The sequence below is a fragment of the Pseudomonas sp. LBUM1673 genome, assembly GCF_059695645.1.
In genome coordinates this window covers 373,205-389,731 of record NZ_CP166780.1, presented here as the reverse complement: position 1 = coordinate 389,731, position 16,527 = coordinate 373,205, and the positions used below count along the sequence as shown (strand labels likewise).

At 57.9% G+C, this 16,527-nt stretch carries 16 protein-coding genes, 1 tRNA gene and 1 pseudogene; 12 read left to right on the top strand and 6 right to left on the bottom strand.

Annotation, left to right across the window (positions count from 1 at the left end; genetic code table 11):
- Positions 1-2 precede the first annotated feature (2 nt).
- From ACA044_RS01805 to ACA044_RS01790, 4 genes are all read right to left on the bottom strand, one after another.
- On the bottom strand, positions 3-260 hold the full coding sequence (locus ACA044_RS01805) for a DUF2164 domain-containing protein (RefSeq protein WP_046045558.1): 258 nt from the start codon (positions 258-260) through the stop codon (positions 3-5).
- A complete protein-coding gene (gene hisH, locus ACA044_RS01800; protein ID WP_008068774.1) occupies positions 261-899 on the bottom strand; it encodes an imidazole glycerol phosphate synthase subunit HisH in 639 nt (212 codons plus the stop codon).
- Positions 899-1,492 (bottom strand): imidazoleglycerol-phosphate dehydratase HisB, encoded by a 594-nt coding sequence (hisB, locus tag ACA044_RS01795; protein ID WP_007939452.1) that lies wholly within the window; start codon positions 1,490-1,492, stop codon positions 899-901. Before hisB ends, hisH begins: the two co-directional genes overlap by 1 nt.
- 275 nt (positions 1,493-1,767) lie before the next feature.
- Positions 1,768-3,429, bottom strand: a complete 1,662-nt coding sequence (locus tag ACA044_RS01790; RefSeq protein WP_497444913.1) for an OFA family MFS transporter — start codon at positions 3,427-3,429, stop codon at positions 1,768-1,770.
- A gap of 266 nt (positions 3,430-3,695) precedes the next feature.
- On the opposite strand from ACA044_RS01790, the gene ACA044_RS01785 reads away from it, so the two are divergent.
- From ACA044_RS01785 to ACA044_RS01765, 5 genes are all read left to right on the top strand, one after another.
- Complete coding sequence (locus ACA044_RS01785) at positions 3,696-4,100, top strand: acetyl-CoA sensor PanZ family protein (RefSeq protein WP_497444912.1); 405 nt, start codon at positions 3,696-3,698, stop codon at positions 4,098-4,100.
- A gap of 77 nt (positions 4,101-4,177) precedes the next feature.
- The gene (locus ACA044_RS01780) at positions 4,178-6,409 is read left to right on the top strand and encodes an AsmA family protein (RefSeq protein ID WP_497444911.1); all 2,232 of its coding nucleotides are present in this window, start codon (positions 4,178-4,180) and stop codon (positions 6,407-6,409) included.
- Complete coding sequence (gene mutY / locus ACA044_RS01775; RefSeq protein ID WP_497444910.1) at positions 6,406-7,473, top strand: A/G-specific adenine glycosylase; 1,068 nt, start codon at positions 6,406-6,408, stop codon at positions 7,471-7,473. Before ACA044_RS01780 ends, mutY begins: the two co-directional genes overlap by 4 nt.
- The gene (locus tag ACA044_RS01770) at positions 7,470-7,742 is read left to right on the top strand and encodes an oxidative damage protection protein (protein WP_497444909.1); all 273 of its coding nucleotides are present in this window, start codon (positions 7,470-7,472) and stop codon (positions 7,740-7,742) included. Before mutY ends, ACA044_RS01770 begins: the two co-directional genes overlap by 4 nt.
- Positions 7,743-7,845: 103 nt before the next feature.
- Positions 7,846-7,921: transfer RNA gene (locus ACA044_RS01765), tRNA-Phe, on the top strand.
- Between the two features lie 84 nt (positions 7,922-8,005).
- Here the strand turns inward: ACA044_RS01765 and ACA044_RS01760 are convergent.
- Positions 8,006-8,455 (bottom strand): carboxypeptidase regulatory-like domain-containing protein, encoded by a 450-nt coding sequence (locus ACA044_RS01760; RefSeq protein WP_497444908.1) that lies wholly within the window; start codon positions 8,453-8,455, stop codon positions 8,006-8,008.
- Between the two features lie 262 nt (positions 8,456-8,717).
- Here ACA044_RS01760 and ACA044_RS01755 point away from each other — a divergent pair, with 262 nt between their 5' ends.
- The 6 genes from ACA044_RS01755 (at position 8,718) to vapB (ending at position 13,691) form a co-directional block, all read left to right on the top strand.
- Positions 8,718-9,776: a PDDEXK nuclease domain-containing protein gene (locus ACA044_RS01755; RefSeq protein ID WP_497444907.1), complete on the top strand. Its 1,059-nt coding sequence runs from the start codon at positions 8,718-8,720 to the stop codon at positions 9,774-9,776.
- On the top strand, positions 9,773-11,455 hold the full coding sequence (locus ACA044_RS01750; protein ID WP_497444906.1) for an RNA/DNA-binding domain-containing protein: 1,683 nt from the start codon (positions 9,773-9,775) through the stop codon (positions 11,453-11,455). The genes ACA044_RS01755 and ACA044_RS01750 overlap by 4 nt, the downstream gene beginning before the upstream one ends.
- A 68-nt stretch (positions 11,456-11,523) precedes the next feature.
- Positions 11,524-12,498, top strand: coding sequence for an alpha/beta hydrolase family protein (locus ACA044_RS01745; protein ID WP_497444905.1), 975 nt, complete (start codon positions 11,524-11,526; stop codon positions 12,496-12,498).
- Positions 12,499-12,535: 37 nt separating this feature from the next.
- Positions 12,536-12,952 (top strand): hypothetical protein, encoded by a 417-nt coding sequence (locus tag ACA044_RS01740; protein ID WP_497444904.1) that lies wholly within the window; start codon positions 12,536-12,538, stop codon positions 12,950-12,952.
- A 6-nt stretch (positions 12,953-12,958) separates the two neighbouring features.
- Entirely contained in the window at positions 12,959-13,411 is a 453-nt protein-coding gene (locus ACA044_RS01735) for a hypothetical protein (protein ID WP_497444903.1), read from the top strand.
- Between the two features lie 73 nt (positions 13,412-13,484).
- Positions 13,485-13,691 carry a type II toxin-antitoxin system VapB family antitoxin gene (gene vapB, locus ACA044_RS01730; RefSeq protein ID WP_497444902.1) on the top strand — a complete coding sequence of 69 codons (207 nt, stop codon included), beginning with the start codon at positions 13,485-13,487 and terminating at the stop codon, positions 13,689-13,691.
- Between the two features lie 110 nt (positions 13,692-13,801).
- Here the strand turns inward: vapB and gabP are convergent.
- Positions 13,802-15,195: pseudogene (gabP, locus tag ACA044_RS01725) on the bottom strand (GABA permease).
- A gap of 552 nt (positions 15,196-15,747) precedes the next feature.
- Here gabP and ACA044_RS01720 point away from each other — a divergent pair.
- Positions 15,748-16,521, top strand: coding sequence for an ABC transporter ATP-binding protein (locus ACA044_RS01720; protein WP_497444901.1), 774 nt, complete (start codon positions 15,748-15,750; stop codon positions 16,519-16,521).
- The last annotated feature ends 6 nt before the right edge of the window (positions 16,522-16,527 follow it).

The following is a 16,527-nucleotide window of genomic DNA, read 5'->3' as shown; positions in this document are numbered from 1 at the left end:
AATCAGTTTTTCTCGAGCGCCCACAGGTCGCTTTCGATGCTTTCGAACCTCTCTTTGAGGTGCGTCTGCACATCGAAAATCGCCCTGTTGTAATAGTGCGGAGCAATTTCGCGGGTAAACAGCTCAAGGATTTCAGCCGCTTCGAACGAACCCAGGTCCAGCTCAAAGCGGTCTTCCATGAAGCGTTTGATCTTGTGATTGGCCTCGTTCTCCTGTTCGGGAGTGAGGGTCAGGATCGGCGGCTTCTTTTTGGCAGCCATTTACCAGCGACCATCCCATGCGGCGAAGTTCTGCAGCAATTGCAGGCCATGGGTGTGGCTCTTCTCCGGGTGGAACTGCACGGCGAAACGCGAGCCATCGGCCAGCGCGGCGGCGAAATCAACCCCGTAGTGACCGCTACCGACCACCTGCCGCGCATTGCCGGCAGCGATGTAGTAGCTGTGCACGAAGTAGAAACGCGCCAGGTCCGGAATGTTGTGCCACAGCGGGTGTTCTACCGTTTGCTTCACTTCGTTCCAGCCCATGTGCGGGACTTTCAGGTGTTCGCCGTCTTCGTGCAGATCTTTGCCGAAGAACTTCACCTGACCCGGGAACAGGCCGATGCAGTCCACGCCGTTGTTCTCTTCACTGCTGTCGAGCAAGGCTTGCATGCCCACGCAGATGCCGAGGAATGGACGGTCCTGGCTGACTTCACGCACCAGCGAGTCGAAGCCCAGGCGACGGATCTCCGCCATGCAATCGCGAATCGCGCCGACGCCAGGGAATACCACCCGGTCGGCTTCGCGAATCACATCGGCATCGCTGGTGATCAGCACCTTGCCGGCACCGACGTGCTCGAGAGCCTTGGCCACCGAGTGCAGGTTGCCCATGCCGTAATCGATAACCGCGACCGTCTGCATTACAGAACGCCTTTGGTCGAAGGCATTTGTCCGGCCATGCGGTCATCCAGCTCCACGGCCATGCGCAGTGCGCGGCCGAAAGCCTTGAACACGGTCTCGATCTGGTGATGGGTGTTGTGCCCACGCAGATTGTCGATGTGCAAGGTGACGTTGGCGTGGTTGACGAAGCCCTGGAAGAATTCCTGGAACAGGTCAACGTCGAAGCCGCCGACGGTAGCGCGGGTATAAGGAACATGCATCTGCAGGCCAGGACGGCCGGAGAAGTCGATCACCACGCGCGACAGCGCTTCATCGAGCGGCACGTAGGCATGGCCGTAGCGACGGATGCCTTTCTTGTCGCCGATGGCTTTGGTGAACGCCTGACCCAGGGTGATACCGACGTCTTCCACCGTGTGGTGGTCGTCGATATGCAGGTCGCCCTTGCTGACAATATCCAGGTCGATCAGCCCGTGACGGGCGATCTGGTCCAGCATGTGCTCAAGAAAAGGCACACCGATATCAAATCGGGCCTTTCCGGTGCCATCCAGGTTGATCGAGGCTTTGATCTGGGTTTCCAGAGTGTCGCGCTCGACAGACGCCATACGTTCGGCCATCACCAGCTCCGCAAAAATCATTGGGGCGAAAAAGGCAGCCATTATAGGGTCGCGAGCGCTAAACAGAAACACGAGAGGTGATATCACTGACGGAGTGAATCCCCTGCTGTCGGGGATAGACATGTCAGTACAAGCGTGTGAATCAAATTCTGCGGTTGCGGAAAACAAATGTGGGAGCGAGCCTGCTCGCGATAGGGCCATCACATTCAACATCTATGTTGACTGTCAGACCGCTATCGCGAGCAGGCTCGCTCCCACAGGGATGACGCGTTTACTTAATGGAACAGAACAGCTGTTTTCTGCAGCGTCACCCAAACACCCCACGCCAACGGAATACCCACCACCAGCCACGCAGCTACCGCCAAAGGCTTGGTGCCCGCATCGGCTTTCCACTCCAGCACGGTGCTGGCGTCAGCACCCTTGTCGTGGCCCAGCGCCTGTTCGGCCGCCAGTTCTGCGTCGGTCATGAAGTACTTGTCGGCCACCGGGCGAACCATCAGGTTGCACAGGAAGCCCAGCACCAACAGGCCCGCGAGGATGTACAAGGTAATGTCGTAAGCCGCTGCACGTTCAACGCCGATGCTCAGCTGATATTCACGCAGGTAGTTCACCAGTACCGGCCCCAATACACCCGCCGCCGCCCAGGCCGTCAGCAGACGACCGTGGATCGCGCCGACCATTTGTGTACCGAACAGGTCCGCCAGATAAGCCGGCACCGTCGCAAAACCACCGCCGTACATCGACAGGATGATGCAGAACGCCGCCACGAACAGCGCAACACTGCCCAGGTGACCGAGGTTCGGGATCAGCGCGTACAGGGCAAAACCCAGGGCGAAGAACACAAAATAGGTGTTTTTGCGGCCCAGGTAATCCGAGAAGGACGCCCAGAAGAACCGGCCACCAATGTTGAACAGGCTCAGCAAACCAGTAAAACCGGCAGCAATCGCAGCGATCGAGGCCAGTTGCGACGCGTCCAGTTGACCGAATGTCAGGCCGTTACCCAACAACTTGCCAGCGAACACTTCCTGCAACAGCGGCGAAGCCATGCCGAGGATGCCGATACCCGCCGAAACGTTCAGGCACAGCACCAGCCACACCAGACGGAATTGCGGGGTCTTCCACGCCACATTCACGTGGACGTGACGGTGAGTGATCATCGCGTTCGAAGCTTTTTTCGCCGGAGCCGTCCAGCCTTCAGGCTTCCAGCCGGTGGGTGGAACGCGGTAGGACAGCGCGCCACCGATCATGAACACGAAGTAGATCGCGGCCATCACCAGGAAGCTCTGCCATACGCCCACGCTGGTTGGCGAAGCGAAGTGGCCCATCAGGGCTGCAGCCAGTGGAGCGCCGACCATCGCGCCGCCACCGAAACCCATGATCGCCATGCCGGTCGCCATACCGCGCTTGTCCGGGAACCACTTGATCAGGGTCGAGACCGGCGAGATGTAACCCAGGCCCAGGCCGATACCGCCAATGACCCCGGAGCCGATCCACATCAGCCAGATCTGGTGGGTGTAGACCCCGAGCGCCGAAATCAGCAGACCGCCACACCAGCACAGTGCCGACACAACACCGGCCTTGCGAGGACCTGCGTGTTCCAGCCAACCACCCCAGATGGCTGCCGAGCAGCCGAGGAAGATGAAGAACAGGGTGTAGATCCAGCCAAGCATCGAGATCGGCCAGTCGCATTGCGACGAGAACACTTGCGAGATGAAGCTCATCTCCGGCGCGCAGGCCACGGCTTTGGTCACGCCCAAGGCTTTGGACAGCGGCAACCAGAACACCGAAAAGCCATAGGCCATGCCGATGCACAGGTGGATGGCCAGAGCGGCCGGTGGTACAAGCCAACGGTTAAAACCCGGCTTGGCGATGATGCGCTCCTTGGACAGGAACGCGGGCTGGTCGGCAAAGCCGTCCGCCGTGATGCTCGTGGTCATGGTGAATCCCCCAATTATTAATATGGTTCGCCAGCCGCTCTTCACCTCCAGCCTTTATGCACGCAGGCATGACTGTTTTTTAGGTGAAGCTCCATTTTTGTGCGACATCACGTCGCAGTAAGGACGGACGAACGGGCAGAGGTTACCATTTGCACGTGACAGAAAAACCAAACTGATATCACCTTTTGTACGTCATCTGTTCTCGTACAACTGGAAAAACATGTTTTCAGCCGTAGGATCCGGATTAATTTTTCAAAGGAAGCGCCATGCCGATCATTGTCGAGCTGCTGAACCAAGCCACTTATCAGGATCAGCAAGACCTGCAGAAGATCTACCGCGACGCCCCGGACTGGCTGTTTGCGCCATTCACAGGGGATATGCAGCTGATTGAAGCCTGCCTGCGGGACGGTTCGCTGATCGTCGGGCGCTTCAACGATCGGTTGTTGGGCGCGGCGCGGTTGCAACGGCACCAGGACGTCTGGCATTTGTCCCACTTATGCGTAAGAAAAATCACCCGTCGTCGTGGCGTTGCCGAGCGTCTGGTGAACGAAGCTCAGAAAATGGCGTCGCAATCGGGCGCGACATTGCAGCTACTGGCGCCTGCCGGGCACCTCGAAGCCCAGGCGCTGGCAGCCAAGCTGAAGGTGCCGCTGGATGTGCTCCCAACGTGATCGCTGACCGGTCGGCCACTTCGGAGCGCTATACTCCCCGGCTAAATTTCGAATTCGACTAATACAAGGACTCGCCCATGAAAGCGTTCGGCAAAATCCTGGGTCTGGTACTTCTCGGGCTGTTGCTGATCATTGTGGCGCTGGGCTTTGCCCTGACCCACCTCTTCGATCCCAACGACTATAAAGACGAGATTCGCCAGATTGCCCGCGACAAGGCCCACATCGAGCTGACGCTCAATGGCGATATCGGCTGGAGCCTGTTTCCGTGGCTGGGCCTGGAATTGCACGAAGCCAGTGTTGCGACCCTGGCCAAGCCCACCGAACCGTTCGCTGACTTGCAGATGCTCGGTCTGTCGGTCCGCGTGATTCCGCTGTTGCGCCGTGAAGTGCAGATGAGCGATGTACGTGTCGAAGGCCTGAACCTGCGCCTGAATCGCGACAAGGACGGTCACGGCAACTGGGAAGACATCGGCAAGGTCCCGGCGTCTGCCACCCCAAGCACCTCGGCCACGCCGCCCGTCACCGCCGAGCCTGCACCCGCCACCACCGCCCAGGCGGAAAAACCGGCTCAGCCGATCCGCCTGGACATCGACAGCCTGACCGTCAACAACGCCCGCGTTGAATACAGCGATGAGAAAACCGGCAAGCAGTTCAGCGCCGAAAGCATCCAGCTGAGCACTGGCCCGGTACATGACTCGACCAACATCCCGGTCAAACTCACCGCGTTCCTCGGCACCAACCAACCGGTTCTGCGGGTGCGGACCGAGCTGGCTGGCGAACTGCGTTTCGAGCGTGCGCTGCAGCGCTACAAATTCGAAGACATGAAACTCTCCGGCGAAGTCGCCGGTGATCCGCTGCAAGGCAAGACCATGACCTTCGCCGCTCAAGGTCAGTTACTGCTGGACAAGGCCGCCAACGTCGCCGAATGGACCGGTATCAAGATATCCGCCAACCAGCTGCGCGCCTTGGGTGAACTGAAGGCCAACAACCTCGACAAGACTCCGCAAATCAGCGGTGGCCTGTCGATTGCCCAGTTCGACCTGGCAAAATTCGTCGACAGCATCGGCCAGAAACTCCCGGCGATGGCCGAAGGCAGCCTGAGCAAAGTCGAACTGGTGAGCCACGTTGCCGCCACGCCGACCAGTCTGTCGCTCGACAACATCAACCTGAAACTCGACGACAGCAACTTCAGCGGTCGCATCGCGGTTGAAGACTTCGCCAAGCAATCGTTGCGGGCAAATCTCAAGGCTGACACGTTCAACGTCGACCGTTACCTGCCGCCAAAATCCGCCGAAGCCAACAGCGCGAAGCAGGTGCGTCAGGCCGAAGTGGCCAGCACCGAGGCCGAAGCCATGGCTGGCGCGGGCAGCACACCGCTGCCGCCGTCACCGACCAAAGGCCCGTGGAGCACCGAGCGTCTGTTGCCGGTGGAGCGTCTGAGCAAACTCGACGTGGACGCCGACCTGACCTTCGGCCAGCTGACCCTCGACAAACTGCCGATTCAGAATGCTGCACTCAAGGCCACAGGCCAAGGCGGCCTGCTGACGCTGGAGAACCTGCGCGGCGACCTGTACGACGGTAACTTCGAAGCCAAAGGCACCCTGGACGTGCGCCAGCAAGCGCCGGTGCTGAACATGCAGACGCGCATCAGCAAAGTGCCTGTGGAAAAAATCCTCGAAAGCCAGGGGAAAAATCCACCGGTCCAAGGCCTGGTCACGCTCAACAGCACCCTGACAGGCAGCGGCAATAGCCAGAGCGCGCTGATCGATAGCCTCAACGGCAACGTCAGTTTCGTCATCAGCAATGGCGTGTTGCTCAATGCCAACCTTGAGCAGCAACTGTGCAAAGGCATCGCCACCCTGAATCGCAAAACCCTCACGGGCGAGCCACGGGGCAAGGACACACCGTTCGAGGAGCTCAAGGGCAACCTGACCCTGCACAACGGCGTGGCCAGTAACCCGGACCTGAAAGTGCGCATCCCGGGCATGACCGTCAACGGTAACGGCGACATCGACCTGCGGGTGCTGGGCATGGATTACCGCGTCGGTGTCATCGTCGAAGGCGACAAGAGCGACATGCCGGACCCGGCCTGCCAGGTTGGCGAGCGCTACGTTGGCATCGAATGGCCGCTGCGCTGCCGTGGCCCGCTGGAACTGGGTGCCAAGGCCTGCCGCGTCGACAACGAACGCATGGGCCAGGTCGCAAGCAAACTGGCGGGCGAAAAAATCAGCGAAAAAATCGACGAAAAGCTTGGCGACAAAGTCAGCCCGGAACTGAAAAACGCGCTCAAGGGGCTGTTCAAGCGATGAGAGCCGAGCAGTTTTCAACGGCGGTGCTGGATTGGTACGACCGCCATGGTCGCCATGACTTACCGTGGCAACAGGGCATTACCCCTTACCGGGTGTGGGTCTCGGAAATCATGTTGCAGCAGACCCAGGTCAGCACTGTGCTGAACTACTTCGACCGCTTCATGGCCTCGCTGCCAACCGTCGAAGCCCTGGCCGCCGCACCGGAAGACGAAGTGCTGCACCTGTGGACCGGCCTTGGTTATTACACCCGCGCGCGCAACTTGCAGAAGACCGCGAAGATTGTCGTTGCCGAATATGGCGGCGAGTTTCCCCGTGATGTGGAAAAGCTTACCGATCTGCCGGGTATCGGCCTGTCCACGGCCGGCGCGATTGCCAGCCTGAGCATGGGCCTGCGGGCGCCGATCCTCGATGGCAACGTCAAACGGGTGCTGGCGCGCTTTACCGCACAAGAGGGTTATCCGGGCGAGCCAAAGGTTGCCAAACAGCTATGGGCCAACGCTGAGCGCTTTACGCCGCATGATCGGGTCAACGCCTACACCCAGGCGATGATGGACCTGGGCGCCACGCTCTGTACCCGCAGCAAACCTAGCTGCCTGCTCTGCCCGCTGGAAAAGGGCTGCGAAGCGCACATGCTTGGCCTCGAAACCCGCTACCCGATCCCCAAACCACGCAAAGCCGTGCCACAGAAGCGCACGCTGATGCCGATGCTCGCCAACGGCGAAGGTGCGATTCTGCTTTACCGTCGCCCTTCCACGGGCCTGTGGGGCGGTCTCTGGAGCCTGCCGGAACTCGATGACCTCGACGACCTGCAACATCTGGCTTCGCAGCACTCCCTGGAACTGGGCAACCAACAGGCACTGCCAAACCTGGTGCACACTTTCAGCCATTTTCAGTTATCCATCGAACCCTGGCTGGTCCAGGTCCAGGAGGCCGGCCATCACGTGGCCGAGGCCGACTGGCTCTGGTATAACCTCGCCACCCCGCCGCGCCTGGGCCTTGCCGCCCCGGTCAAAACCTTGCTCGAACGCGCGGCCGCCGTATTGAACGCAGGAGAGTCGTCATGACCCGCACCATCATGTGCCGCAAGTACAAAGAACAATTGCCCGCCCTGGAGCGCGCTCCATTTCCGGGTGCAAAAGGTCAGGACATTTTTGACCACGTCTCGGCCAAAGCCTGGGCCGACTGGCAGAAACACCAGACCCTGCTGATCAACGAAAAACGCCTGAACATGATGAACGCCGAAGACCGCAAATACCTTCAGGGCGAGATGGACAAGTTCTTTTCCGGCGAGGAATACGCCAAGGCTGAAGGCTACGTTCCGCCAACTGAATAATCCCGCCTTCTCGGGGGTCGGATCGTAAGCGACGGTAATAATTAAATATTTTTTGAAAACTTGCTTGACGACCCCCTGAAAAACCCGTTTAATGCGCCCCGTTGCCCAGATAGCTCAGTCGGTAGAGCAGGGGATTGAAAATCCCCGTGTCGGCGGTTCGATTCCGTCTCTGGGCACCAAATACCGAAAACCCTGAATCGCAAGATTCAGGGTTTTTTTATGCCCGCGATTTGATCAGGCATCGTGCAAGCCATCTATCCCGACTAGTTTTCACCACTCCAGTGGAAGACCAGATTGCGAGCGGTACCGCTTCCTACATCCGTCGTATCACGCCGCTCCTCACCATTGCGTGTCGCGACGACGGTGTACTTGCCAGGTGGCAGCTGTACGTAAACCAACGGGCCAGCCTCGCTCAGGGTCAGCACGGTCTGCCCAGGGTCTTTCTGGATGAGCAGGTTCACATCCGGAACATATTTGCCCTCCGCCCCGATGGAGAAGGTCATGTGCAGGTTGTAGCCCTGCGCTTGCTGAATGGCTCGAGCCTCATCCTCTCCGATCCCCCCAGACAAGTAAGTAATCCCGTTTTGCTGTTGCTGCTGGACTTGCACGCCCGTGCTGTCGATTGGTTCAAGACTGGCGGCGCTAAGCACGACTGGAAACATCAGTACGCCGACAGCGGCGATGGGCAGCATGAAAGAATGGACGTACTTCATAATGGCGACTCCCGGGTTGCGCGGAACCCAATCGTTATTCCTTTTAGATTTGTTGCTGAATGTTCAAGTTTTAGATCGATTCGAACTTGGGATCACTGCGAATCGGACTACGTGATGTGCTCCTCATGCATGCGCTGCCATCGGCTCGGTCCTGCAAAGCAAATCCGCCTTTCCTTCCGATTTACCAGCAACGCCCGGCATCGCGGACTATCGCTCTCTTGCCATCCTCTTGCGCCTGTTTCCTTCAGCCGCGGAAAATGTCATGACCCCCCTCAAACCCGATAACACTCAAGATCCACAAATAGCTTCACTGCTCGGCAATCTTGGCGAATTGATCCGTGAAGCGCGTCAGAAGGTGCTGCGAGCGGTCGATACCGTTCAGGTGCAAACCTGTTGGAAAATCGGGAGGCATATTGTGGAGTTCGAGCAGGAAGGCGCTCGGCGGGCGGCTTATGGCAAGCAACTGCTATCAACGCTGGCGAAAGTCCTCACGTCCGAGTTTGGGAAAGGTTTTGACGAACGCAACCTGCGATACATGCGGGACTTTTATCAGACCTTTCCAATTTGGAACGCAGTGCGTTCCGAATTGAGCTGGACCCACTACCGCAGACTGCTACGAGTCGACAACGACAACGCTCGCCACTGGTACATGAACGAATCTGCCCTGCAGAACTGGTCAAGTCGCGCCCTCGAGCGCCAGATCAATACCCTCTATTACGAACGCCTGCTGGCCAGCCGCGACCGGGCTGCCGTCAAGCAGGAGGCCGCCACCAATATCCAGCAAATGAATGCCAGCCCTCGGGATTTCATCCGGGACCCCGTGCTACTGGAATTTCTCGGCCTGCCCAATGCGGGCTTGATCCAGGAAAGCGAACTTGAACAAGCATTGATCAATCAACTCCAGGGCTTCCTGCTCGAACTGGGCAAAGGCTTCGCCTTCATCGCTCGCCAGCAACGCATCAGTACCGACAGCAAAGACTTCTACATCGACCTGGTGTTCTACAACTACCTGCTCAAGTGCTTCGTCATCTTCGACCTCAAGCGCGGCGAACTGTCCCACCAGGATGTCGGCCAGATGGACATGTATGTGCGCATGTACGACGACCTCAAGCGCGGACCGGAGGATGGCCCCACCGTCGGCCTCATTCTCTGCGCGCAAAAGGATGAATCGGTGGTGCGCTACTCAGTGCTGCAAGGCAACGAACAACTCTTCGCCAGTACATACAGACTGGTGCTGCCGAGCGAGGAGGAACTTCGCGCAGAACTGGATCGGGAATGGGCGGCACTTGAAGAGCGGTTGTGTGGCCGGGTAATCCGGTGAACGAGTTGGCCCTTCAAAACTACCTACGCGGCAAATACCCCAAGGAAAACACCGCCTGCGAATGGAAAGAGTTCAAGAATCTTACTCATGCCGTGTCTGGACGCAAAGGTGCAGATATTGCGAGTTATCTATCCGCCATCGCAAATATGGCCGGAGGTCATTTGGTGATCGGCGTTCAGGATTGTTCGCTACACATTGTCGGAGTCCAGCAGTTTCATGACTACACACCTGAAAACATTCGCCAGCGTTTGCTCGGGCGTTGCTGCAATCTGAACTCGGAAGGTTTTTGCATCGAAAGTTTCACTACCAGCGATACCGGCAAGACCGTCTGGGTGTTTCATATTCCCAGGCATAGGCCGAGGCTGCCGGTTTATGCGCACGATAAAGCCTGGCAGCGGTTGGACGATGTATTGATTGAGATGCGGCAGGAACGGCTGGAGGCTATTTTGAATGGGCCAATCGACATACAGGATTGGTCGGCTCAGACGGTATTAGGCGCGACCCACGCCGACCTTGATGAACAGGCGGTCGACGTAGCACGACAGAAGTTTGCGGAGAAACACCGCAATGCTTCATTTGCTGAAGACATTCAAACCTGGGATCTGACGACTTTTCTGGACAAAGCGAAGCTGACTATTCAGGGATGCATCACGCACTCCGCTTTGTTGTTGGTGGGCAAACGAGAAGCCAGTCATTTTCTGCCAACCCTGGCACAAATCACCTGGAAACTCGCAGGTGAAGAACAGGCATACGAACACTTTGGCCTACCGTTTTTGCTGACGACGACTCAGGTGCTGCATCGCATACGTAATATTGACTACAAGCTTTTTCCACAAAACCAATTACTGGCTACCGAAGTCAGCAAATATGACACTCGCGTCATCCTGGAAGCCTTGCACAACTGCATTGCCCATCAGGACTATCAGCTGCGCTCACGCATTATCGTCATCGAGCGTGTCGACAGATTGGTATTCGAAAATGCTGGCGGTTTCTATGAGGGTGAACCTGAGGATTACTTTAGCGGCGAGCATACGCCAAGCCGCTACCGTAACCCTTGGCTCACCCAAGCGATGGTCGGCTTGAACATGATCGACACCATGGGTTTCGGTATTTCCACCATGACCCTGTCCCAACGTAGCCGATACTTCCCGCTGCCGGACTACAACAAGTCCAAGGAAAACAAAGTTGTGCTGGAGATTTACGGGAACGTGATCGACGAAAACTACACCCGTCTACTGTTGGAAAATCAAGATCTGCCATTGAATACAGTCATGCTGCTGGACAGGGTGCAGAAAAGACAACCCATCACAGAAAATGCCGCGGTCTTGCTGCGCAAGCAAGGGCTTATTGAGGGGCGAAAACCGAATTATTACGCGGCCGCCCAAGTGGCGCGCAGCACGGGCAACCAAAGCGACTATATTCGCAACCGGGCTTTCAATGATGGCTACTACAAAGATCTGATTCTCGACTATTTGAGGCAATATGGGTCAGCATCACGCGTTGAGCTAGTCGCGCTCATCCTAGACAAACTGTCGGATGCTTTAGACGAAAAACAAAAGCAGAACAAATTTCGCAATTTGCTGCACTCGATGTCGACACGCGATCAAAGCATTGAAAAATCGGGCAGTTTGCACAAAGGCCGCTGGATTCTCAGAAGTTTTACTGACGCCATACCATAGACAAACTCTAGACAAACTCTAGACAAACTTTCTCGCTCTAAATGGGCCCGGTTAGCAACGGAGCACCAATGAGACAACAAATCCTGCTCACGCAATTTCCAAAGCTTCGACTCGAAAAGTCGCCCTCCAGCGCTGCCGGAGAGCCGTTCAACGAACCCGCCGCCGACGGCTTCATCCTTGGCGGCTTCACCTGGCGGCATACGAATCAAGACCCAACCCGTCCGGTGGTGATCATCAACGCCGCTACTTCAGTCCGTTGCCGACACTATTCGCGCTTCGCCGATTACCTGTTCGCCAACGGCTTCGACGTGATCACCTATGACTACCGCGGTATCGGCGAGTCGCGCCCCGCGTCGTTGAAAGGGCTTGAGGCCTCATGGTCCGACTGGGGCGCGCTGGATTTCGAGGCGATGCTGCAAAGGGCGCAACGCGAGTTTGCGCAACAACCTATCAATGTCGTCGGCCACAGCTTCGGCGGTTGCGCGGCCGGGCTGGGAACCTCCGGGCATGTGATTCGACGGCTGGTGACGGTGGGTGCTCAGTTCGCTTACTGGCGCGACTATGCCCCTGCTCATCGCTGGCGAATGTTTGGCAAGTGGCATGTGGTGATGCCATTGATGACCATGCTTTACGGCTACTTTCCCGGCAAACGCCTCGGCTGGCTCGAAGACACCCCCGCCGGTGTAGTCCGCGACTGGAGCATGCCCACCGCCCGATACGAGAAACGCCCCAGCGGTCGTGCCATCCATGCCAAAAACGGTCAGCTCCCCTTCGCCAACGTCACCGCCCAAACCCTGGCCATCAGCCTCAGCGACGATCCCTACGGCACGATTTCGGCCATCGAACGCCTGCTCGGCTACTTCACTGGCAGTACAAACACCCACCTGCGAATCGCCCCCGAAGACATCGGCGAAGAAGAAGTCGGACATTTCGCCTTTTTTCGCAGCGCATACCAAGCCACACTATGGCCCATTGCATTGTCCTGGCTGCAGACCGGCGAGCTGACCCCCGATACCCCCGGGTGGCGAGTGCCACGCAGTTGATTGATGCGCCCTCCCAACGAATTACGGAACAACGTCCATGGCCTCCGCCAACAAACAGAACAAACGCGCCTCCCGCGCCAAAGCCAAGGCCAAGCAGAACCGCACCCAGCGGGCCGCCGCGCCGGTCGAACTGGACCCGAACGACGATCGCATCGACTTCGAGTCGGTAGACCTGACCGAACTGTTCAAAAAAATGATCGACGCCGAAAAAACCAGCCAGCAAGCGATGTGCACAGCCTTCCTCGAAGACCCGTTGCTGGAACTGGTGTACGAACAGGAAGGCGAAGAAGGCGCGATGGACTTCATCCTCGCGGCACTGATCGAATACCGCCAATGGTCCACCGAAGCAGACGAAACCGGCGCCCTGGCGTGGATCGAATCCCCGGCCTTCCAGGCTGATTACGTGGCGGCGTCCGACGTCATCGCGACCCAAACCCAACAGAAAACCAACTGAGTTCCCATGGCATCCCTGAACAAGCAACAGAAACGCGCCAAACGCGCCAAGATCAAAGCCAAGCAGATCAATATCCACGGCAGAAAACCCGCCGCACTGGACGATGACCTGGGCGAACTCGGCGAGCCGATCCCGGAATACACCCTGGCGATGTTCAGCAAAATGCGTGACGCCGAAGCCATCAGCCGCAACGACATGCTGCTGACCTTGCTGTCGAACCTCGCCGGGATCATCAGCGACAATCCAGAACTGCTGGACATGGAAAACGCCGACAACGAAGCCATGGCCGCCACGCACCTGGCCGCCGATATGCTGATCGACTACCGCATGTGGGCCGATGGCATGGACCGCGATGCCGCCCAGGCCTGGCTGACCGACCCGCAATTCATCACCGATTTTGGCGATGCGCTGGACAGTTATCGTCAGTCGCTGGACCTGCCTGTTGAAAAGGCCGAGTAAGGCTATCCCGCAAGTAAAAACGGCCGTTTGTTGCTGACAGCGGCCGTCGTCATAGAAAAATGCAGGAGGTCCCATGGAGAAGATCACCCTTTTCATGAACAATCGAAGTCAGATCATCCACCTGCCCAAGACCATGGCGATGCCAGACAACGTTAAACAAATCAATGTTGTCGCCATCGGCAGGGCTCGGGTTATCACACCCGCAGGAGAAGCTTGGGATAGCTGGTTCGACGGTGATGACGTCAGTGCCGATTTCATGGCCAACCACGAAACATCATAGTTACCGATTTCGCTCAGAAGAATGGGCCCATAGATCCAGGCACAACAGACAAAACAAAAACGGCCGCTTGTCATCACTGACAGCGGCCGTTTTGCGTTACGCGGTACGAATCAGTTCAGGACCACCGCGCCCACTTTCTGCAGCTTGCGACGGCGAGCCACAAACAACCCGGCAGCCACCACCAACACACTCAGCAAACCAGTCGCGAGGATTTCCACGCGATGAGCGTCCTGGAACAGCAGATGGTCAGGGCCGCGACAATGAATACGATCACCGCGTAGGTCAGGCCCGGGAACAGCCACATGCTGAAGGCGATTTTTTCACCGCGAGCCATACGCTGTTTGCGCATACGCAGTTGCGAAATCGCGATCACTAGGTACACCAGCAACGCGATGGCGCCAGAACTGGCCAGCAGGAACTCGAATACAGCGGCCGGGGCCACGTAGTTGGCGAACACTGCAAGAAACGCAGCTGCGGTCGACAGCATCACGGCCCAGTAAGGTGTGCCGCTCTTGTTGGTGCGCTGGGAAACGGCCGGCGCATCGCCGCGTTTGCCTAACGAGAACATCATGCGCGAAGCGGTGTAGAGCGCCGAGTTCAGGCAGCTGGTTACCGCAACCAGAACCACGATATCGACGATCAGCTTGGCATTCGGGATCCCCATGCGCTCCAGCACGGTCTGGTAGGAACCGACGCTGGCGAGAATCGGGTCGTTCCATGGCACCAGGGCCACAACGATGAAGATGGATACGAGGTAGAACAAGCCAATCCTCCAGATCACCGAGTTGGTGGCCTTGGAGATTTGCTGGCCAGGGTTCTTCGATTCCGCGGCCGCGATGGTCACGATCTCGGTGCCCATGAAGGAAAACATGGTGGTCAGAATGGCTCCCAGCACCGCGCCCATGCCGTTTGGCAGGAAGCCCTGAGTGTCAAACAGGTGCGACACACCGCTGACCTGGCTGGTGGGCAGGAAGCCGAAGATCGCCAGAATGCCAAGGCCGATAAAGCCGATGATCGCTACGACTTTGACCAGGGCGAACCAGAACTCGAACTCGCCGTAGTTCTTCACACTGAACAGGTTGGTCACCGTTAGCAGCAACGTGATAACCAGGGTGAAGGCCCAGATCGCCACGTTCGGGAACCAGGCATGCAGGATGGTTGCGGCAGCGTTAGCCTCCAGCGGGATGACCAAAACCCAGAACCACCAGTAGAGCCAGCCGATGGTGAAACCGGCCCAGTGACCGATCGCGCGATCGGCGTACGTCGAGAAGGAGCCTGTGTCTGGCGATGCAACGGCCATCTCGCCGAGCATTCGCATTACCAGAACCACCAGAGCACCGGCGGCCGCGTAGGCCAACAGCACGGCCGGGCCTGCAGCGGCAATGGCGTGGCCGGAGCCAACAAACAGCCCGGCGCCGATCACCCCGGCGATCGACAGCATGGTCACATGACGCGGTTTTAGCCCCTGCTCGAGGCCGTTGGAGGAGCTTTGGCTACTACTCATTAAGACTACCTTTGCAAGTAAAGCGATGACGTCGGCCCGGTCTGACATTCCTTCTCGTAAAAAGAATCCAACAGGGTGTTTCTTATTCTGCACGCAATAATTGCGCCAAAATGTTTCATACGCCCGGTATGCGGGGCCTGAACGCCGATCGAACGGTTATCGCAAGTCATTGAGATTAATGGCATTCCGCCAGAGCGTTACCTTGCCACCCACTTCAAAAACGAATCAGCGCGCCGGAAACACATCAAAAAATTCAAGCACGCACAATAAAAGCGCGGATCAGGAACGTTTGGCCGGTTAGCGCTTCCAACACCCCGCCAAAGCTGGCAACATCGCGCCTTTTTTTACGCGACAGCCGCGTCAAAGCGTGTTCAAACGGCTGTTCGGTTGTTGATGGGGCGACAGTCTGCTGTGCCGATGCGACAACCTCCCACATGCCACCCGTTTACCATCCGTAGCGCTGTTGGCTGCCATTCGAACGCTATGCTAGCTTGGCCGCCTCGCCAGGAAGGCCGCCAACAGCAGGAGCGCAACACACTATGAGGAACGCACATGGCTGAGGCCACGCCCGCGCTTGAAATCCGCAACTTGCACAAACGCTACGGACAGCTTGAGGTGCTCAAAGGCATCTCGCTGACCGCCCGCGACGGCGACGTGATCTCGATCCTGGGCTCCTCCGGTTCCGGCAAGTCCACGTTCCTGCGTTGCATCAACCTGCTGGAAAACCCGCATCAGGGCCAGATCCTGGTGGCCGGTGAAGAACTCAAGCTCAAAGCCGCCAAGAACGGCGAACTGGTCGCTGCCGATGACAAACAGATCAATCGCCTGCGCAGCGAGATCGGTTTTGTATTTCAAAACTTTAATCTCTGGCCGCACATGAGCGTGCTCGACAACATCATCGAAGCCCCGCGTCGCGTGCTCGGCCAAAGCAAGGCCGAAGCCATCGAAGTCGCCGAAGCCTTGCTGGCCAAGGTCGGCATCGCTGACAAGCGTCACGCCTACCCGGCGCAACTCTCCGGCGGCCAACAGCAACGCGCGGCCATTGCCCGCACCCTGGCGATGCAGCCCAAGGTAATCCTGTTCGACGAGCCCACCTCTGCCCTTGACCCGGAAATGGTCCAGGAAGTACTTAATGTCATCCGCGCATTGGCCGAAGAAGGCCGCACCATGCTGCTCGTGACCCATGAAATGGGCTTCGCCCGTCAGGTGTCCAGCGAAGTGGTGTTCCTCCACCAGGGCCTGGTAGAAGAACAAGGATCGCCACAGCAGGTGTTCGAAAACCCGCTTTCGGCGCGCTGCAAACAATTCATGTCCAGCAACCGCTAACGGAGC

Coding starts and splice junctions, on each gene's coding strand:
- ACA044_RS01805 (WP_046045558.1), bottom strand. CDS start 260: ATGGCTGCCAAAAAGAAGCCGCCGATCCTGACCCTCACTCCCGAACAG.
- hisH (WP_008068774.1), bottom strand. CDS start 899: ATGCAGACGGTCGCGGTTATCGATTACGGCATGGGCAACCTGCACTCG.
- hisB (WP_007939452.1), bottom strand. CDS start 1,492: ATGGCCGAACGTATGGCGTCTGTCGAGCGCGACACTCTGGAAACCCAG.
- ACA044_RS01790 (WP_497444913.1), bottom strand. CDS start 3,429: ATGACCACGAGCATCACGGCGGACGGCTTTGCCGACCAGCCCGCGTTC.
- ACA044_RS01785 (WP_497444912.1), top strand. CDS start 3,696: ATGCCGATCATTGTCGAGCTGCTGAACCAAGCCACTTATCAGGATCAG.
- ACA044_RS01780 (WP_497444911.1), top strand. CDS start 4,178: ATGAAAGCGTTCGGCAAAATCCTGGGTCTGGTACTTCTCGGGCTGTTG.
- mutY (WP_497444910.1), top strand. CDS start 6,406: ATGAGAGCCGAGCAGTTTTCAACGGCGGTGCTGGATTGGTACGACCGC.
- ACA044_RS01770 (WP_497444909.1), top strand. CDS start 7,470: ATGACCCGCACCATCATGTGCCGCAAGTACAAAGAACAATTGCCCGCC.
- ACA044_RS01760 (WP_497444908.1), bottom strand. CDS start 8,455: ATGAAGTACGTCCATTCTTTCATGCTGCCCATCGCCGCTGTCGGCGTA.
- ACA044_RS01755 (WP_497444907.1), top strand. CDS start 8,718: ATGACCCCCCTCAAACCCGATAACACTCAAGATCCACAAATAGCTTCA.
- ACA044_RS01745 (WP_497444905.1), top strand. CDS start 11,524: ATGAGACAACAAATCCTGCTCACGCAATTTCCAAAGCTTCGACTCGAA.
- ACA044_RS01740 (WP_497444904.1), top strand. CDS start 12,536: ATGGCCTCCGCCAACAAACAGAACAAACGCGCCTCCCGCGCCAAAGCC.
- ACA044_RS01735 (WP_497444903.1), top strand. CDS start 12,959: ATGGCATCCCTGAACAAGCAACAGAAACGCGCCAAACGCGCCAAGATC.
- vapB (WP_497444902.1), top strand. CDS start 13,485: ATGGAGAAGATCACCCTTTTCATGAACAATCGAAGTCAGATCATCCAC.
- ACA044_RS01720 (WP_497444901.1), top strand. CDS start 15,748: ATGGCTGAGGCCACGCCCGCGCTTGAAATCCGCAACTTGCACAAACGC.